18 protein-coding genes and 1 pseudogene are annotated in these 16,205 nt (G+C 41.8%); 5 read left to right on the top strand and 14 right to left on the bottom strand.

Annotated features, from left to right (window positions below; translation table 11 throughout):
- Nucleotide 1: 1 nt before the first annotated feature.
- The 5 genes and pseudogenes from thrB to yutH all read right to left on the bottom strand — a co-directional run bounded on the left by thrB (nucleotide 2) and on the right by yutH (nucleotide 5,546).
- Nucleotides 2-916 carry a homoserine kinase gene (gene thrB / locus NXM86_RS02400; RefSeq protein ID WP_089098065.1) on the bottom strand — a complete coding sequence of 305 codons (915 nt, stop codon included), beginning with the start codon at nucleotides 914-916 and terminating at the stop codon, nucleotides 2-4.
- A complete protein-coding gene (gene thrC, locus NXM86_RS02395) occupies nucleotides 913-1,974 on the bottom strand; it encodes a threonine synthase (RefSeq protein ID WP_015864967.1) in 1,062 nt (353 codons plus the stop codon). The genes thrB and thrC overlap by 4 nt, the downstream gene beginning before the upstream one ends.
- Nucleotides 1,974-3,272 (bottom strand): homoserine dehydrogenase, encoded by a 1,299-nt coding sequence (locus NXM86_RS02390; RefSeq protein WP_062678091.1) that lies wholly within the window; start codon nucleotides 3,270-3,272, stop codon nucleotides 1,974-1,976. Before NXM86_RS02390 ends, thrC begins: the two co-directional genes overlap by 1 nt.
- Before the next feature lie 189 nt (nucleotides 3,273-3,461).
- A pseudogene (locus tag NXM86_RS02385) lies at nucleotides 3,462-4,444 on the bottom strand (2-hydroxyacid dehydrogenase).
- 91 nt (nucleotides 4,445-4,535) lie between these two features.
- Complete coding sequence (yutH, locus tag NXM86_RS02380; RefSeq protein ID WP_498958986.1) at nucleotides 4,536-5,546, bottom strand: spore coat putative kinase YutH; 1,011 nt, start codon at nucleotides 5,544-5,546, stop codon at nucleotides 4,536-4,538.
- A gap of 160 nt (nucleotides 5,547-5,706) precedes the next feature.
- Here yutH and NXM86_RS02375 point away from each other — a divergent pair, with 160 nt between their 5' ends.
- Nucleotides 5,707-6,204, top strand: coding sequence for a phosphatidylglycerophosphatase A family protein (locus tag NXM86_RS02375; protein WP_015864971.1), 498 nt, complete (start codon nucleotides 5,707-5,709; stop codon nucleotides 6,202-6,204).
- Between the two features lie 52 nt (nucleotides 6,205-6,256).
- Here the strand turns inward: NXM86_RS02375 and NXM86_RS02370 are convergent, their stop codons facing one another.
- Both NXM86_RS02370 and hepT read right to left on the bottom strand, forming a co-directional pair.
- The gene (locus tag NXM86_RS02370) at nucleotides 6,257-7,027 is read right to left on the bottom strand and encodes a 5' nucleotidase NucF (protein WP_041269973.1); all 771 of its coding nucleotides are present in this window, start codon (nucleotides 7,025-7,027) and stop codon (nucleotides 6,257-6,259) included.
- Nucleotides 7,028-7,257: 230 nt separating this feature from the next.
- Nucleotides 7,258-7,695: a type VII toxin-antitoxin system HepT family RNase toxin gene (hepT, locus tag NXM86_RS02365; RefSeq protein ID WP_015864973.1), complete on the bottom strand. Its 438-nt coding sequence runs from the start codon at nucleotides 7,693-7,695 to the stop codon at nucleotides 7,258-7,260.
- A gap of 118 nt (nucleotides 7,696-7,813) precedes the next feature.
- On the opposite strand from hepT, the gene NXM86_RS02360 reads away from it, so the two are divergent.
- Nucleotides 7,814-8,083 carry a DUF3055 domain-containing protein gene (locus tag NXM86_RS02360; protein ID WP_015864974.1) on the top strand — a complete coding sequence of 90 codons (270 nt, stop codon included), beginning with the start codon at nucleotides 7,814-7,816 and terminating at the stop codon, nucleotides 8,081-8,083.
- A gap of 57 nt (nucleotides 8,084-8,140) precedes the next feature.
- Nucleotides 8,141-8,422: a cytosolic protein gene (locus NXM86_RS02355; protein ID WP_498958585.1), complete on the top strand. Its 282-nt coding sequence runs from the start codon at nucleotides 8,141-8,143 to the stop codon at nucleotides 8,420-8,422.
- Nucleotides 8,423-8,464: 42 nt separating this feature from the next.
- Here the strand turns inward: NXM86_RS02355 and NXM86_RS02350 are convergent, their stop codons facing one another.
- Nucleotides 8,465-8,740, bottom strand: a complete 276-nt coding sequence (locus tag NXM86_RS02350) for a YutD family protein (protein ID WP_015864975.1) — start codon at nucleotides 8,738-8,740, stop codon at nucleotides 8,465-8,467.
- A gap of 112 nt (nucleotides 8,741-8,852) precedes the next feature.
- On the opposite strand from NXM86_RS02350, the gene NXM86_RS02345 reads away from it, so the two are divergent.
- Nucleotides 8,853-9,539 (top strand): YhcN/YlaJ family sporulation lipoprotein, encoded by a 687-nt coding sequence (locus tag NXM86_RS02345; RefSeq protein ID WP_015864976.1) that lies wholly within the window; start codon nucleotides 8,853-8,855, stop codon nucleotides 9,537-9,539.
- Between the two features lie 64 nt (nucleotides 9,540-9,603).
- On the opposite strand, the gene lipA is transcribed toward NXM86_RS02345, so the two are convergent.
- Nucleotides 9,604-10,500, bottom strand: coding sequence for a lipoyl synthase (lipA, locus tag NXM86_RS02340; RefSeq protein ID WP_015864977.1), 897 nt, complete (start codon nucleotides 10,498-10,500; stop codon nucleotides 9,604-9,606).
- A gap of 193 nt (nucleotides 10,501-10,693) precedes the next feature.
- Here lipA and NXM86_RS02335 point away from each other — a divergent pair, with 193 nt between their 5' ends.
- Nucleotides 10,694-11,656 (top strand): M23 family metallopeptidase, encoded by a 963-nt coding sequence (locus NXM86_RS02335; protein WP_223812248.1) that lies wholly within the window; start codon nucleotides 10,694-10,696, stop codon nucleotides 11,654-11,656.
- Nucleotides 11,657-11,700: 44 nt separating this feature from the next.
- Here NXM86_RS02335 and NXM86_RS02330 read toward each other — a convergent pair whose 3' ends face one another.
- The 5 genes from NXM86_RS02330 to NXM86_RS02310 all read right to left on the bottom strand — a co-directional run bounded on the left by NXM86_RS02330 (nucleotide 11,701) and on the right by NXM86_RS02310 (nucleotide 16,201).
- A complete protein-coding gene (locus NXM86_RS02330; RefSeq protein WP_015864979.1) occupies nucleotides 11,701-11,808 on the bottom strand; it encodes a methionine/alanine import family NSS transporter small subunit in 108 nt (35 codons plus the stop codon).
- A gap of 5 nt (nucleotides 11,809-11,813) precedes the next feature.
- Complete coding sequence (locus tag NXM86_RS02325; protein WP_498958584.1) at nucleotides 11,814-13,328, bottom strand: sodium-dependent transporter; 1,515 nt, start codon at nucleotides 13,326-13,328, stop codon at nucleotides 11,814-11,816.
- A 299-nt stretch (nucleotides 13,329-13,627) separates the two neighbouring features.
- Complete coding sequence (yunB, locus tag NXM86_RS02320) at nucleotides 13,628-14,377, bottom strand: sporulation protein YunB (RefSeq protein WP_498958582.1); 750 nt, start codon at nucleotides 14,375-14,377, stop codon at nucleotides 13,628-13,630.
- Nucleotides 14,378-14,450: 73 nt separating this feature from the next.
- Nucleotides 14,451-14,753: a YunC family protein gene (locus tag NXM86_RS02315; protein ID WP_062678335.1), complete on the bottom strand. Its 303-nt coding sequence runs from the start codon at nucleotides 14,751-14,753 to the stop codon at nucleotides 14,451-14,453.
- A gap of 56 nt (nucleotides 14,754-14,809) precedes the next feature.
- A complete protein-coding gene (locus tag NXM86_RS02310; protein WP_498958581.1) occupies nucleotides 14,810-16,201 on the bottom strand; it encodes a bifunctional metallophosphatase/5'-nucleotidase in 1,392 nt (463 codons plus the stop codon).
- Nucleotides 16,202-16,205 lie beyond the last annotated feature (4 nt).

The following is a 16,205-nucleotide window of genomic DNA, read 5'->3' as shown; positions in this document are numbered from 1 at the left end:
GTTATTTTTCAAGCGCCAGCTTATATACTTGACTGCCTTTTTGTGCCACCTTCAGGGATTCTACCGCACAATCTGGAAAGTGCGGAAGCAATTTTTCTTTTAAGCTTTCTCCTTTTCCAGGTTCAGCAAAAGCAAGAACGGTAGGACCCGCCCCGCTTAATGCCGCCCCAAACGCTCCGTATCGCGCAGCCAACGTCTCTACAAGCGATAGCTGCGGGACAAGTTCTTTACGATAAGGCTGATGAAATAAATCAGCTGCCATCATTTTTCCGGCAAGTTCCCAATTTTTCGTTAATAACGCCGCGACTAATACGTTGCTGACCGCACTTGCCTCGACGGCCTCTTGGCGCGCCAGCAGCTGTGGCAAAACGCTGCGGGCTTTTTTTGTTTCTAGCTCATACGAAGGGATGACAGCGACTAAATCGAATTGCACGTTTGGGACATGAACGATATTTGTCTCTTCTTGGCGATGACTGCCAATGACAAGCCCTCCATATAAAGAAGCGCCGACATTATCCGGATGCCCTTCATAACAGCTGGCCAACCTCATTTTTTGCTCTAAAGTCAGCGATAGACCTGCAAGTTCATTGGCCAGCTCAATTCCCGCTACCACTGCTGCTGCACTGCTTCCTAAGCCGCGCGTAAATGGAATATCACTATATACATCGACCGCACAGCTCGGCAACGTACGCCCGTATGTTTGAGCGACTTGCGCCGCCACTTGATAAATTAAATTGTCTGTTCCCGGCGGAATTGCTTCCACTTCAGGAGATCGGGGAATAAATTTCCATTCATCCGCCAACCTGACTTCTAACGTCAAATAACGGGATACTGCGAGACCAATCGAATCAAAACCAGGTCCTAAATTCGCCGTGCTTGCTGGGACGACGATTTTTAACATCCCATCTTCTTTCATTGATGGACAACTCCTTGAATATGCTCAAACACAATCGCCTCATCATTCGGAAGTACGGTTGGTTTAATTTCCGCTGTTTCCATCGCAATTGCCGGATCTTTCAGCCCATTTCCTGTCAACACCGCCACAACGGTGCTTCCCTTTCTAATTTCATTCCGCTTCCGTTGCTTGATCACTCCCGCAATGGATGCGCAAGAAGCAGGTTCAGCAAAAATTCCTTCCTCCCGCGCAAGCAGTTTATACGCTTCTAAAATTTCCGCATCCGATACTTCATCGATTTTTCCATTTGATTCCGTTGCCGCTTGCACCGCTTTTTCCCAGCTTGCCGGATTGCCAATACGAATCGCCGTCGCGATCGTTTCCGGATGCTCAATCACTTGATTGCGGACAATCGCCGCCGCTCCCTCCGCCTCGAATCCGCGCATTTGCGGAAGACCAGTTTGTTTCGCCGCATGATACTCTTTAAATCCCTTCCAATAAGCGGTAATATTCCCGGCATTGCCGACCGGAATCGCAAGCACATCCGGCGCTTTGCCAAGCTGGTCGCAAACCTCGAATGCCGCTGTTTTCTGCCCCTCGATACGATATGGATTTACCGAGTTGACAAGGGTAATCGGGGCGATATCGCTAAGGCGGCGCACCATTTTTAACGCTTCATCAAAGTTTCCCTCAATCGCAAAAATTTCTGCTCCGTACATAACTGCCTGGGCTAGTTTTCCCATTGCAATTTTGCCATTCGGAATCACGACAATACAGCGCAACCCTGCTCTTGCCGCGTAAGCCGCAGCAGAAGCGGACGTATTGCCTGTCGAAGCGCAAATAATCGTATGGCTGCCCGCTTCTTTCGCCTTTGCGACCGCCATCACCATGCCGCGGTCTTTAAACGATCCCGTCGGATTTGCGCCTTCCACTTTTACGTACAATTCCACATCAAGCTTTTCCGATAGCCGTGGCAGCGGAATAAGCGGTGTATTTCCTTCGTTTAAAGAAAGCATCGGGGTATTTTCATTGATTGGCAAAAATTCACCGTACGCCTGCAACAGCCCTTTCCATGTCATTATTTTCCCTCTCCTTCAACGCGATACGAGCTCTTTACTTCATGAACAATTTCTAAATCACGCAATTGCTGTAAAATGTCCTCGTAATCTTTTTGTGACGCACGATGAGTAACGATTACGATTTCCGCAAGCCCATCTTCTTTTAAAGGCAATTGTAAAATTTTTTCGAAGCTAACACCGCGTTCAGAAAATAGTGCCGTAATTTTCGCAAACGCACCAACTTGATCTTTCACATGAATACGCAAAAAGTATTTCGAAAAAATTTCTGATGCGGATTTTAGCTGCTTTTCGTACTGCGGTGCAACGGCATTGCATCCGTTTACTCCCAATCTCATATTTTTCATGACGGCCACTAAATCAGAAACAACAGCAGTCGCTGTTGGCAAACTTCCCGCTCCAGGCCCATAAAACATCGTCTCGCCGACTGCTTCGCCATACACATATACCGCGTTGTATTCATCATTAACGGACGCAAGCGGATGGGAATCAGGAAGCAATGTCGGCTGGACGCTTACTTCTACTTTATTTCCATCACGCTTAGCAATGCCGATTAATTTCATCGTGTAACCGAGACGTTTGCTGTAGTTAAGGTCTTCTTCCGTAATCGATGTTATTCCTTTTACTTGAACATCATCTAAATCAATGTTCATGGAAAATCCGAGACGGGCTAAAATAGCCATTTTTCTTGCTGCGTCTAATCCTTCTACATCCGCGGTTGGATCTGCTTCCGCATATCCAAGCGCTTGTGCTTCTGCCAATACTTCTTCATAGGATGCACCGTATTTACACATTTTTGTTAAAATATAGTTTGTTGTTCCATTTACAATCCCCATCATTTTCGTAATGCGGTCCGAAGCAAGACCATCAACAAGGCTGCGCAAAATCGGAATTCCTCCAGCAACACTTGCTTCATAAAATAAATCACAGTGATTTTCCACTGCCACTGCCAACAACTCTGACCCATACAATGCCATTAAATCTTTATTTGCCGTCACCACATGCTTGCCTTGCCGCAATGCGCGAAGCAAATATTGACGAGTTTCCTCGATTCCCCCCATTACTTCGATAATGACATCGATTTCTGGATCATCAATGACGTCTGTAACATTTGTTGTCAACAACGATGGTTCCACGCGCACGTCCCGTTTTTTATATATATCTCTTACAAGAATTTTTTTGATTTGCACCGGACAACCTACTTGATGCATCAGCCGTTCTTGATGATTTTCAATAATTTTTACAACACCGCTCCCAACAGTACCTAATCCTAATAAACCAACTAAGATTGGCTTTTCCATATTCCCCCGCCTTTCTGTATCTCCTGAATAAACATTTGTTTTTCTATAGTAGACATTATAAAAGATATTGCTTTGTTTTACAATGACTAAAATGACTAATTTTTATAATAAATATTGAAAACGTTTAATATCAAGTAAATTCGGATAATTTTTTACAAAAAATAGGCAGCCCTGCTTCATAGGACCGCTTTATCGTGAATTCCACTCTTTGTTTACAAGCGTTTCAGGCTGTTTTCCTTGCAACACGGCAATAATATTTCGGCTAGCTAATTCCATCATCTTTGTACGTGTTTCTCCCGTTGCACTTCCAATGTGCGGCAATGCAACAACGTTTTTTAATGTCAATAACGGATGGGAAGCGTCAATCGGTTCATGTTCAAATACATCTAATCCTGCTCCGGCAATTTCTCCGCTTACAAGCGCATCATATAAAGCTTGTTCATCAACGACCGCCCCTCTTGACGCATTGATAAATATCGCGGATTGTTTCATTTTGCGAAATGCTTCCTGTTAAACATATGACGTGTCTCATTGGTTAACGGCGTTAAGCAAACAACAAAATCAGCGGTTGCCAATAACTCTTGAAACGAGCAATATGTCGCGCCAAGCTGCTTTTCTGCTTCTATGTTGCGGGAACGATTGTGGTACAAAATATTCATATCAAAACCGGCTGCCCGTTTTGCAACAGCCTGCCCGATTTTCCCCATGCCGACAATACCGATCGTTTTGTGATGGACATCCACACCAGCTAATAAAAATGGACTCCAGCTTTTCCATTTTCCTTCTTTGATAAATTGCGCTGCCTCCACTATACGGCGGGCGGCTGCCAACAACAAGGCAAACGTTAAGTCAGCGGTTGTATCTGTTAGTACATCGGGAGTATTGCAAACAGCAATTCCATATTTTGTCGCGGCCGGGACATCGATATTATCAAATCCGACCCCCATGTTTGCAATGACTTTTAACGATTTTCCCGCTTTTAATACCTCTTGATCGATGACATCCGATACCATTGTTAATAACGCATCTGCTTTTTTCGCCTCATTGATTAACACATCGCGAGAAACTGGTATATCGTCATGCGGCCACATCGCTACTTCGGCGATATCTTTGATCGGAGCGATAATATCATCGGGAAGCTTTCTTGTAATAAACACATATGGTCGACCCATAACGCCCACCTTCTTTTATGTATTTTTTTCTATCTTATCATAATTGCGCCATCATCATAAAAAAAAAACGATGATTCCGTGATCATCGCTATTATGATACGTGAGAAAACCAATCAATTTTCGGAAGATGAAGCTGGCGGTTCGACAGTCCGACAATATCCACAAATGACGCGAGAAATTGTTCATGCTCTCGGGAATGGTTGACAATATGACGCAACTTTTGTTCATATGCTTGTTTTTCTCTCTCTCCTTCTGATATATAATACCCTTCCACACATTCAAAATAATGAAGCGGGAAAAGAAGCCGTGCATAAATTAAGCGCCAGGCAAATGCCGATAACGGGGTGACCTGTTCATAGTCTCGAAAAAATTGCCGGATTCTTTCCACAGAAGCATTTTGTCTTTTTGTGTATATTTGCCGAACCCACTCCGCCAAATCTCTTGCACAATGATCATATACCCAATCCGTCGCTAACTTATGCTCCTTTCCCTCTATCCACTTTGCATCCGGCAACCGTTCATGGCAAAAAGTTGCATAGTCAATACCGACAGGCTCCTCATCTAACTCCGTATCCGCTACATATTGAATCGCATTTTCCGCCAAGCCAAGATAATATGGAAATGATTCAATAAAAAGACGATCAAACATAGTAGTAATTCCCATCTCTATTTTTCTTCTCCAAAATTGCTCCATCTGATCAAGGCGTGTTCCCCAAAATTCTTTCCATTGGCCTATCCGCCGACAATGAATAATCGAAATAGGACAAGTGCGGCCACGCTGATGAAATTTCGCTAATTCCCGACCAATCGAGATATTTCTTGCATATGGCGGAATGGACGTACGAACCATAACAATGGGCTGTCTGGCGTTGTAAGCAACCAGCTCTCCTGACTTGGTTGGAACAAACGATGCGACAGTGACATCTCCTTTCGATATCAAATAATGGCTCATTTTCTGCAATTCCTTTATTTCCGCTTCCGTACGCCCATGTACAGGAATAACGGTATAATATTGATTTTTGTATAGAAATGTATAATATCGTCCAATTTTCCCCATTCTTTCTGCCGAAATTTCGTATTCATGACGAATAAATTCTTGCATCACTTCTCTCCCTCCTTATAAAAGCAATATATGAATTCATTTGCAAAAAAATCTGTTTTTTCCCATATTTGCAAGCATCAAAGTTTACAGAAACGGCACATTTATGCCATGATAAACATATATAATAAAAAATAACTCCTTAAAGAAACAGGTGACGCCCATGAAAGAACCAATTATGAACAATCTTGAACAAACCGCCCGCCAATGGCTGGAAGAACGCGGGGTTACAATCAAAGACATCGCTGAACTTGTATATTATTTACAATCGAAATACCATCCAAATTTGAAACTAGAAGAATGTATTGAAAATGTAAACCGCGTGATTGCCAAGCGTGAAGTACAAAACGCGATACTCACCGGCATCCAGCTTGATAAATTAGCAGAAGAAGGCAAATTAGATGAGCCGTTGCAGTCTATTATTCAGCGTGACGAAGGTTTATATGGAGTGGACGAGATTTTAGCGCTTTCGATCGTAAACGTATACGGCTCCATCGGTTTCACCAATTATGGATATATTGATAAACAAAAGCCAGGCATTTTGAAATACTTAAATGATAAATCAACAGGAAAGTGCAATACGTTTTTAGACGATATTGTCGGCGCTATTGCTGCCGCTGCCTCAAGCCGCTTAGCCCATCGAGCGGCGAATGTGGAGTAAGCGGCGCTTTAGCGAAAAGAAAAAACGCCGCTCTTCGTTAGAGCGGCGTTTTTTAAATGCGATCCATCCATTCTTTTAGTGAATCGGCCGTATATGTTGGCTGTTTTTCATATCGTTGCAACAGTTCTTTTGTCGTTACTCCCGTATGGACAAGAAGCGTGTCCATTCCCGCATTCATTCCTGCCATAATATCGGTATCGTAGTAATCGCCGATCATTAATGTTTCCTCTCTCGGCACTCCCAACACTTTTAGCGCTTGTTCCATAATAATTTTTTCCGGTTTTCCAATAAAAATAGGCTGCACTTGGGTCGACACAGCAACAACAGCCGTGAGAGAACCGTTTCCCGGCAACAATCCTCGTTCTGTCGGAATCGCAATATCGGCATTTGTCGAAATAAACGTTGCGCCATTGCGAACGGCTAAACAAGCGATGGCAAGTTTTTCATATGTAATGCTTCTGTCAATTCCCATCACGACAAATTCAGCATCTTCTTTCGCAAAAGTAAATCCTTTTTCTTCAAGAGCTGTGCGAATTCCTTCTTCGCCAATCACATAAACAGAAGCATCCGGTTTTTTTTCAAAAATATAGTTTGCTGTCGCTTGGCTTGTTGTAAACACATGTTCTTCTGTTGCTGGAACGCCGAATGACTGCAATTTCTCCGCCACTTGTGCCGGTGTGCGCGAGGAGTTATTCGTGACAAATAAATACGGAATGCCTTTTCGATACAGCTCTTTTACAAAATCACGAGCTTCCGCGATACATTCTGTTCCTCGATACATTGTTCCGTCTAAATCGATCAAATATCCTTTATACTTTTTCAACATCTTCACCTCTTTATTGATCATCACGTAACAAACTTATAAAAAGAAATGAAAAATGTCAAAAAGCAAACACGCCCCAATACCCTCCCGACTGTATTCCATTTAGAAGCGAGGGGGGCTTTACAAAGAAGTCTCCACGCAGAAGGAGGATATGTATTTCTACCCGATAAATGGAGTGGAAGTCTCCTTGGTACAAGTTAACATTGGAGACGTGTTTGCTAAACGATCCATCAATTGCGGAACGCGGACACGGGACCAAGCTCGTTTTCTAAATACGTGCGAATAGCGGATGGATATGCTTGCAGAGCTGGAAAATGTTTTTGCACTTCCTCAAGCAATTTTGCGTGGTCGACATTCGTATAATGATGAACAAGCATTTTCCGATAGCCAATGATCGCTTTTAATCCTTTTGCATCATCCGCCGTTATAACCCGTTCATCCGTTAAAATATCGATAATATCTTCGTAACTGCCTGGGTCTCTCATAATAAAACCATCGATCATCGCATTTCCGACATCTAAAATTGCTTCAATCACTAAATGAACAATACGCTCAAGAACAAGTTGAGACAATTCATCATCCCACGATGGCTTTTGTTTATAAATATGTAACAGCTTTTCCATATAACGTAATGTTTCTTCGATTTTATTGCGATCTACAAAGTACATCATTATTCCTCCTAGTATTTGTTTTTTTTATTGTACCATAATTATACGAATACGAGACATTTCACATATCGTTTGTTATGATGGAAGTACGCACATTTCTTACTGGAGGGCGGAGTTTATGAACGAGCGTTTTTACTTATATGACGATACGGTCAATACGAAAACGCGTTTTGTCAGTTTTTTAGGAGAACGGCAACGATTTGATTTAGCCATTATCCAAACAGATCGTTTTTACGGAAAATATTTAGTCCTTGATTTGCAAAGCAACCGTTTTGCAATTATTGGACAAGACGATTTAGAAGAACCGGGATATTTGGAACATGCTTACCGCTTGAGTGAAGAAGATGCCAACGATTTACGATCATTTTTATATGAATGCATTTCATAGCTGCCTTCTCATTAGGGGACATTATAAATAATCCCCATCCTGAGGAAGGTGAAACAAATGCAGGAAAAGGAAAAGTATAGCGATTTTTCCACCGTGGAAAAACAGAAAAATTTTTTAACGGCCGAAGAATTTCCAGAAGGACCGTACGGTTCTCCGCGCCGCACAGACGAACCAGTGCAAAACAAAAGCACCCCGTGGAAAAAGGGACAGCGTTACTATAGTGCTTTTAACTACGAATACAAATCATTCCACCAAGACATTCCAAGACAAGACCCTGGCGCGCATCCGCCGCACGATGACCCGCGGGAAAATGAACAATTCCCATACGGTCAAGCATAATAGTTGCGGCTATCCTCATAAAAAGGATAGCCGCGTTTTGTTTTATCGTTTTACCTTACGAAGCACAAAATACGCACAACCAAAATTGCAATATTCATACAAATATTCTGATAATGTGCTAATTTTCGTATCATATGTTGCTTTTTGGTTATGATCATCAAAAAATCCGCGCAAACGAAGTTGGTTGTATCCCCAGTCTCCCACAATATAGTCATACTTACTTAAAATATCTGCATATCGCGCACGAAACGCCTCTTCATTAAACGCATTTTTCACGTTTTCCACTAATTCATAACATATATTGTTAATGCATATCATCCTTTTCACCTTGCCTTTCCACTTTCATCATAAACGATGAAACGTTCCCAATCAATTACTGTTATCAAAGTTCATAAAGAGGAACATCCTGAAGGTGAAGGGGGTGTTTGCAATGAGAAAAACATTGCTTACGGTCACATTAGGTACAGCTGTAACATTAGCAGGCTGTGCGCAAATGGGACAAGATAACAATACCGATGTATATAAACGAAGCGGTAATACGATGAACGTCACCGATCGCAACGATTTATATAATGAAAGAGGAGTGCCAAACGGCAACGATGCACGAATGAACAATTTTGGCTATGTCCGCCATCAACAAAGCCCTGTTCGCGGTGATGCAAACTTATATAACAATATGCCAACGTTCAATCGCGAGCGCGCGGCTGATTTAATCAGCAAGCTTTGTACACAACTGCCGAACGTTAAGGATGTCGCCACATTAGTAACAGACGAAGAAGTATTGATCGTTTATGATACAGATACAAAAAATCGTCAGGAAACAGCAGACCAAGTAAAAAAGACAGCTCTTTCTGTCGTTCCGCGCTATTATCATGTCTATGTGGCTGATGATCCAAGCCTCATGAAAGATATCGAGCGCTTTGGACGTTTAGATTCCAACAGCCGAAATATCGATCAAATTATCGATGCAACGATTCAAAGAATGCTGAAATATCCGCAAGGCCGCAAACTAAGTGACGGGGAAAACGAAAATGGGGAAATGATTAACGAAACAAACGACCGTCTCGATCGTGATTTCCATGATGGTACGCCAAAGCCTGCAAAAATGAACCGATAACCTGAGAACAGAAAAACGGTCTGTCTTCATCTCGATGAAGGCAAGACCGTTTTTTACACACGTTTTACGCTTTCATCTGCCGTGCTGCCGAAGCCGCATTTACTTGTTCGTCTGCATGATAAGAAGAGCGAACGAGCGGACCAGCTTCGCAATGAGTAAATCCTTTGCTTAATGCGATTTCTTTTAATTCTCTAAATTCGTCTGGATGGTAATATTTCACTACTTTCAAATGCTTTTTCGTTGGCTGTAAATATTGGCCGATCGTTAAAATATCCACATGATTGGCGCGCAAATCATCCATTGCCTCAATAATTTCTTCTTTTGTTTCCCCAAGGCCGACCATAATACTCGACTTGGTTGGAATGTCCGGCTGCAATTCTTTCGCGCGGCGCAAAAATTCAAGCGAGCGCTCATATGTCGCGCGTGCGCGCACTCTTGGCGTTAATCGGCGAACCGTTTCAATATTATGGTTTAAAATATCTGGACGTGCATCCATTAATGTTTTTAAGTTCTCATATACTCCACCCATATCGGAAGGAAGCACTTCAATCGTCGTAAATGGATTTTTGCGGCGGATGGCACGGACCGTTTCCGCAAATACAGCCGCTCCTCCATCTTTCAAGTCATCGCGAGCGACAGCAGTGACAACAACGTGTTTTAAGTTCATAAGGCGAACCGATTCGGCAACACGTTCCGGCTCTTGCCAATCTAGTTCCGTTGGTAATCCTGTTTTTACCGCGCAAAAGCGGCACGCACGAGTACATACGTTCCCTAAGATCATAAATGTTGCCGTTCTTCGTACCGCCCAACATTCATGAATGTTTGGGCATTTTGCTTCTTCGCATACGGTATGTAACCGGTTTTCACGCATCAATTTCTTTAAGCCAGTATAATTTTCATTTGTATTCAGCTTTATTTTTAACCATTCCGGTTTGCGAAGGTGCTCTTCATTTGTTGCCATTGTTCTCACTCCAATAGTTTTATTTATATTTTTCATTATAAAAAAAACAGCAAATAAACACAAAGAAATTAGTCACACCTCACTTTCCGCATTTTAACATTTATGAAATAAGCGAATCTCCTCAAACTAAATAAAGGAGATGAATGGAAAGGGGTAGAAGTATGTGTACCGATTTATATTTGGCATTGTAATGATGATAATTATATTCACGACACCAAAAATCATATTTGGCCAAGAAAAATTCGATGAAGAAGAGATTTATCAGAAACGAATGGAGTTATACAAAAAAGCAGAAGCAGCCTCGCTGATCCCTTGGTATTATTTTGCGGCGATTGATCAATATGAACGGAACGTCCGTCAAGTGCGCCGTGATTTGCCTAAACCTACCGGCGTACTTGGCATCTATATCAAACCGGAAATTTGGGCGGGGCCTTTAAATAAAAACCCTCATGATACCAATCCGTTTACGATTTCGCAATTTGGCGGTTTTGGTATGGATGGAAACGGAGACGGTGTCGCCGATCCGACAGATGATGAAGATGTTATTTTTGCTATGGCACGCTTTCTTCAATCGTATGGAATCGATCATAAACATATAAAAATGGCCCTTTGGGACTATTATCAGCGAAGCAAAACGGTTGATTTAATTTTAGGCAAAGTAAAAATTTACAAAAAGTATCAGACGTTAAAGTTAGATGATCATGTATTCCCGCTTCCGCTTCATGCGAATTACAGCTATCGGGATACATGGGGTGACAAAAGAGGTTGGGGAGGACGCCGCATTCATGAAGGGACAGATATTTTTGCCAGCTACGGTGTCCCTGTACGATCGACTTGCTATGGAATCGTGGAATTAAAAGGATGGAATAACTATGGAGGATGGCGTGTAGGTATTCGTGATATTAATAACACTTATCACTATTTTGCTCATTTAAATGGATTTTCCCCTAACTTACGTGAAGGACAAATCGTGGAACCAGGAACCATTATCGGCTCGGTCGGCAGTTCGGGCTACGGACCGCCAGGGACGGCTGGAAAATTTCCACCGCATCTTCATTATGGAATGTACAAAGATAACGGATATACGGAATGGTCTTTCGATCCGTATCCTCACCTGAAAGCGTGGGAACGTGCGGAAAAACAAAAGAAAAAATAAGGAGGTCGGAATGAAACACCGACCTCCTTTTCCTCTACATACCACTATCCGTTTTGTCTTGCTTTTCTCACCGCATGAATAATGCTTGCCGCTAAACCTCCCCAAATGACGACGATACCAACAACCATCATGACAACCGCACTTGTTTCCATCTATCTTAAACCCCCTTGCTTTCCGTCTGGTGCGTTTCTCTGACAGTAGAACCGTGCCATTGCTTGAATGAAAGCAAGATTCCGATTGCAATGACAGCAAGCGCGACAACCCAGCCGAACGACATAACAAACCAAGTTTCGTATCCTGAGTAATTTTCTTTAATATTTGTCCGAATGTTATCCACCATCATATATCCTAACACAAGCGGCGTGATGACGCTTAAGCAAACTTTCCACCAGGCACCGAGCATAATATCGGAAACGCTGTTCGCATGTTCTTGCAAGTTATTAAGCTCGCGCACAACCCAAGCAATTACAACAACCTCAACAAGTCCCGCCAACGCAATGCCAAAGTTGTTAATAAAGTAATCGACGACATCTAACAAATATAAACCGCCATGCGACGCAAAGAAAAGAGATAATAACGCCGCAACTCCTCCTCCAAACAATACCGATTTCGTACGGGAAACACCAAACTTTTCCTGAATCCCGGCAATATACGTTTCGCAAATCGAAATGAGAGATGTTAGTCCCGCAAGCGTTAACGATAAGAAAAAGAGAACACCGAAAAAGGCATTAAGCGTCGGAAACTCGTTAATAATTTTCGGAAACACTACAAATGCTAATCCGACACCGCTGCTTACCACTTCATCTACCGCTACCCCTTGTTGTTGCGCTAAAAAACCAAGAGCACTAAATACTCCAATTCCAGCCAACAATTCAAATCCAGAGTTTGCAAATCCCGTAATAAACGCGTTATTTGTTAAATCTGATTTTTGTGGAAGATAACTGGCATACGTGACCATAATAGCAAAAGCAATGGATAAGCTAAAGAAAATTTGTCCATACGCGGCAATCCAAACTTTTCCGCTCATAATTTGGTCCCAATCCGGTTTAAAGAACACGTTTAATCCTTCTAATGCCCCATCAAGCGTAACCGCGCGAATAACGATGATAAGGAAAAGAACAACAAGCGTTGGCAAGAAAATTTTGTTTGCCAATTCAATTCCTTTTTTAACGCCTTTATAGAGCACACCTAACGTAACAATCCAGACAATCACCAGCGGAATAAGTACATTAAGCGAAATTCCTCCTAATTGACCCGGTTTATCCGCTAAATGCAAATAATTTTTAAAAAGAAAACTTTCTGTATCTTCTCCCCACTTTAAATTAAAGGAAAATACCGTATAAGATAATGCCCATGCAATAATAACGGAATAATACGTAGAAATAACAAACGAAATAAGCACTTGCCACCAGCCAATCCACTCCGCGTTTTTATGAATGCGGGAAAGCGATAGGGGCGCAGAACCGCGGTATTTATGACCGATGGCAAATTCCATCACTAACAACGGAATCCCTGCAGTGAGCAAAGCGAATAAATACGGGAAAAAGAATGCTCCGCCGCCATTTTCATAAGCGACCCCAGGGAAACGCCAAATGTTTCCGAGCCCGATCGCAGAGCCAGCTGCTGCTAAAATAAACCCTGCGCGCGTTCCCCATTGCTGTCGATTCTCCATTTACAGTCCCCCCCATTTTTTGTAGAATAATATAATTTTTTATTTTCTGATTTATCTGTCTTTTATAAGTATAGTATACTTCCTATTAGTCGAGAAGTCAAAGCAATATTAGACTTCTATGTTTGTTATTTCCATGTAGGAAAAAACAATGGCAACTTGTCCTATATTACAAAACTTTTTTTCTTCTTTACATAAAATAAGTGACGCCCATGATATGACATGCTTATTACGCCGTAACCCGAGCCGGCGAACATATAAAAAATCTTCACCGACCCGGCAGGCGACCGAAAAACGTTAAGCTAATGAGAAGGCACTTTAAAAGATGGATTGACATTGCCGCCATTATTATAAAATTCCGGAACCTCTCCTTGAATCACATGCATCGCAATCGGAATTTTTGTTGAGACGGTTGCAGCTTTTGCTGAAAACGGGATTACTACTTGAATATCTACGGAAACGTGAATATCCACTTCAATTAACACGTTATTAATCCCAAACGGCTTAATTTCTTTTGTTACATCCGATAATACATTACCAATAATTTGAAATTGGACAGGAACATGCGGCCCGAGATTGCCAAGGAGTGAATTATTGGTGACTTGGCCAATTGGAATATAATAAATAATTCCGCTATTTTTCCCGTTTTCCGGTTCGACGCCAGAAAGTTCGAGTTCTTCAATCTTTCCTTCCGTTGCCGCTTTTAAACTTTGCATTACATAGTCGTCCGTATTTGCTAAAATTCGATTTACAATGGCTGTATTAAAATCCACCGAAGCAATTTTGCCATTTTCATCTTTCTGTACTGTAATTAAATCACTCATTTCCGGATTGTCTTTTAAAAACTGTTGTTCAATTGCATTATTAATGACTAAATTGGCAATTCGTTTCGTTTCCTTTTCAGCAATTTCCATTAAAACTGGTTCGATCCTTTTATTCACAATCCAAAGACTGAGAGCTGTGGAAAACATAAAGAAAACAAATGTCAATAAAAATACATATCGAAAGGGAAGCGGGCCTCTTCTCGGAAAGCGTGCGGGAAATCTAAGCAAAATAAAATCCCTCCTTTACAAGCTATATGTATGCTTGAAAGGAGGGAGATAACGCAAATTGTTATATAATTTTTTACCGCATCTTCAACAAAGCATCTTTTCCTTTCATACCGACCGTAATTCCCAGCTCTTCGGCAGCCACCGTCACCGATTCTAAAGGCGCTTCAAGCAGTTGTTCAATCGTGCGGACACCGACCGCCCTTCCAGCGACAATTCCGCGGTCGCGCAATTTCTCGTTTAATAGCGCGACATCTAATGCACCACACATGATGTAGCCTTTTTCACTTGCTACGGCAAGAAAATTCGTCTTCGGCAGTTGAATAGAAATGGCAATAAACGGATAATGATCGATCATAATAGGATTTACGTTAATCATGATAAAGTCACGCTCCTTTCCCTACTTTAATGTATGAAATAGGGAAGGAAATGTGCTTATTTTTGGTTTGCTAATTTCCATGCCAAAACATCCCGTAAAAATTCCGGCATGTAATATTCTTTTTTCGGAGCTCGTCGGATTTGCGGATAAAAATGTCCGATCGCAAACATATCAATCGTCGCCACATCATATAGTTGGTCTGGATTTAACGGCTTGCCGTTAATCATAATGTGGCGAATATGTTCGGATCCATCTTTACTCGTTTCTGTTTCCAGTTCGATTCCATCATATACCATTTGCCCCATCACCTTGCCGCGAAAACCAAATCCTTTAAATTCTAAGTATTTCATTCTTTCTGTATTTGCTTGTAAAATAATTTCCTTTAATTCTGCGCCCCGAAGCTGCACTTTACACGGGTTGATCGGATGCGGACAAATACGGTGTAAATCTTTTTTTGTTACTACTCCTTTGTAAAGCGGCTCTAACAGGACACCTGCATTTACCATGCCGATTTCCGCTTTACACCATTCTTTAAGTGCTGAAGCGAGCAATTCGGCAAACGGAGACGGCGAAAACCATTGTAACGGCAAGTCTTCTTTCAATTCTGCGACTTGTTCCGCTTCCAATGTTGCTAAACTTTGCTGTTCTAATAACGATAAGGTGCGCTTCGTTTTCTCCAAATCCGGCAGACTTTTTACATCCACAACGGTAGCTAATGCTTTATATGTATGATCACTTTCCCCGATTTCTAACTTCACTACTCCAATAAACTTTCCATATTTCCCAGCTCCACACAATAATGTTTGATTAATCCTTTTTCCCTCTGGAAATAAATGATGGGTATGCCCTCCGAGGATAATATCAATTTCTGGTATCGTCTGAGCAATTTTTTCGTCCTCGTTAATTCCCAAATGCGATAATAAAATGACAAGATCCGCTTGTTTTTTCACTTCTGCCGCAATGTTTTCCAACATCTCAAGAGGCGGCGTCACTTTCCATCCTAATAACTCGTAAGATTTAGCGAAATAAGCCGTTAGTCCAATCACGCCAACACGAAACGTATCAGAAATAGGAATAATATAGTAAGGATGCGCCCAAGAAGGGCGTGTACCGTCTTTCTTAAATAAATTGGCTACAAGTACCGGAAAGCGGGCGTTTTCGTATAATGTGTCTAGTTCCTTATGGTCAAGAGTAATTCCTTCATTATTGCCAATCGTTACCGCATCGTAATGAAGCTCATTTAGCAAATCGACATTTGCCTTCCCTCTTGTCGCTTCTGTAATCGGATGAAAACGATCGATAAAATCCCCGATATCAAACAACAACATCGTTTCATTGTTTTTTTCATGCTTTTGTCTTTGTTCACATAAAAAATAGGAAATTTTCGGCCAATATTCAAAATGGCTATGCACATCGTTCGTATGGTATACATATACTGTCCGTTTCAACGAG

The sequence above is a fragment of the Geobacillus sp. CX412 genome, assembly GCF_027942335.1.
Taxonomy (GTDB): domain Bacteria; phylum Bacillota; class Bacilli; order Bacillales; family Anoxybacillaceae; genus Parageobacillus_B; species Parageobacillus_B toebii.
This window is presented reverse-complemented; position numbering and strand designations above follow the sequence as displayed.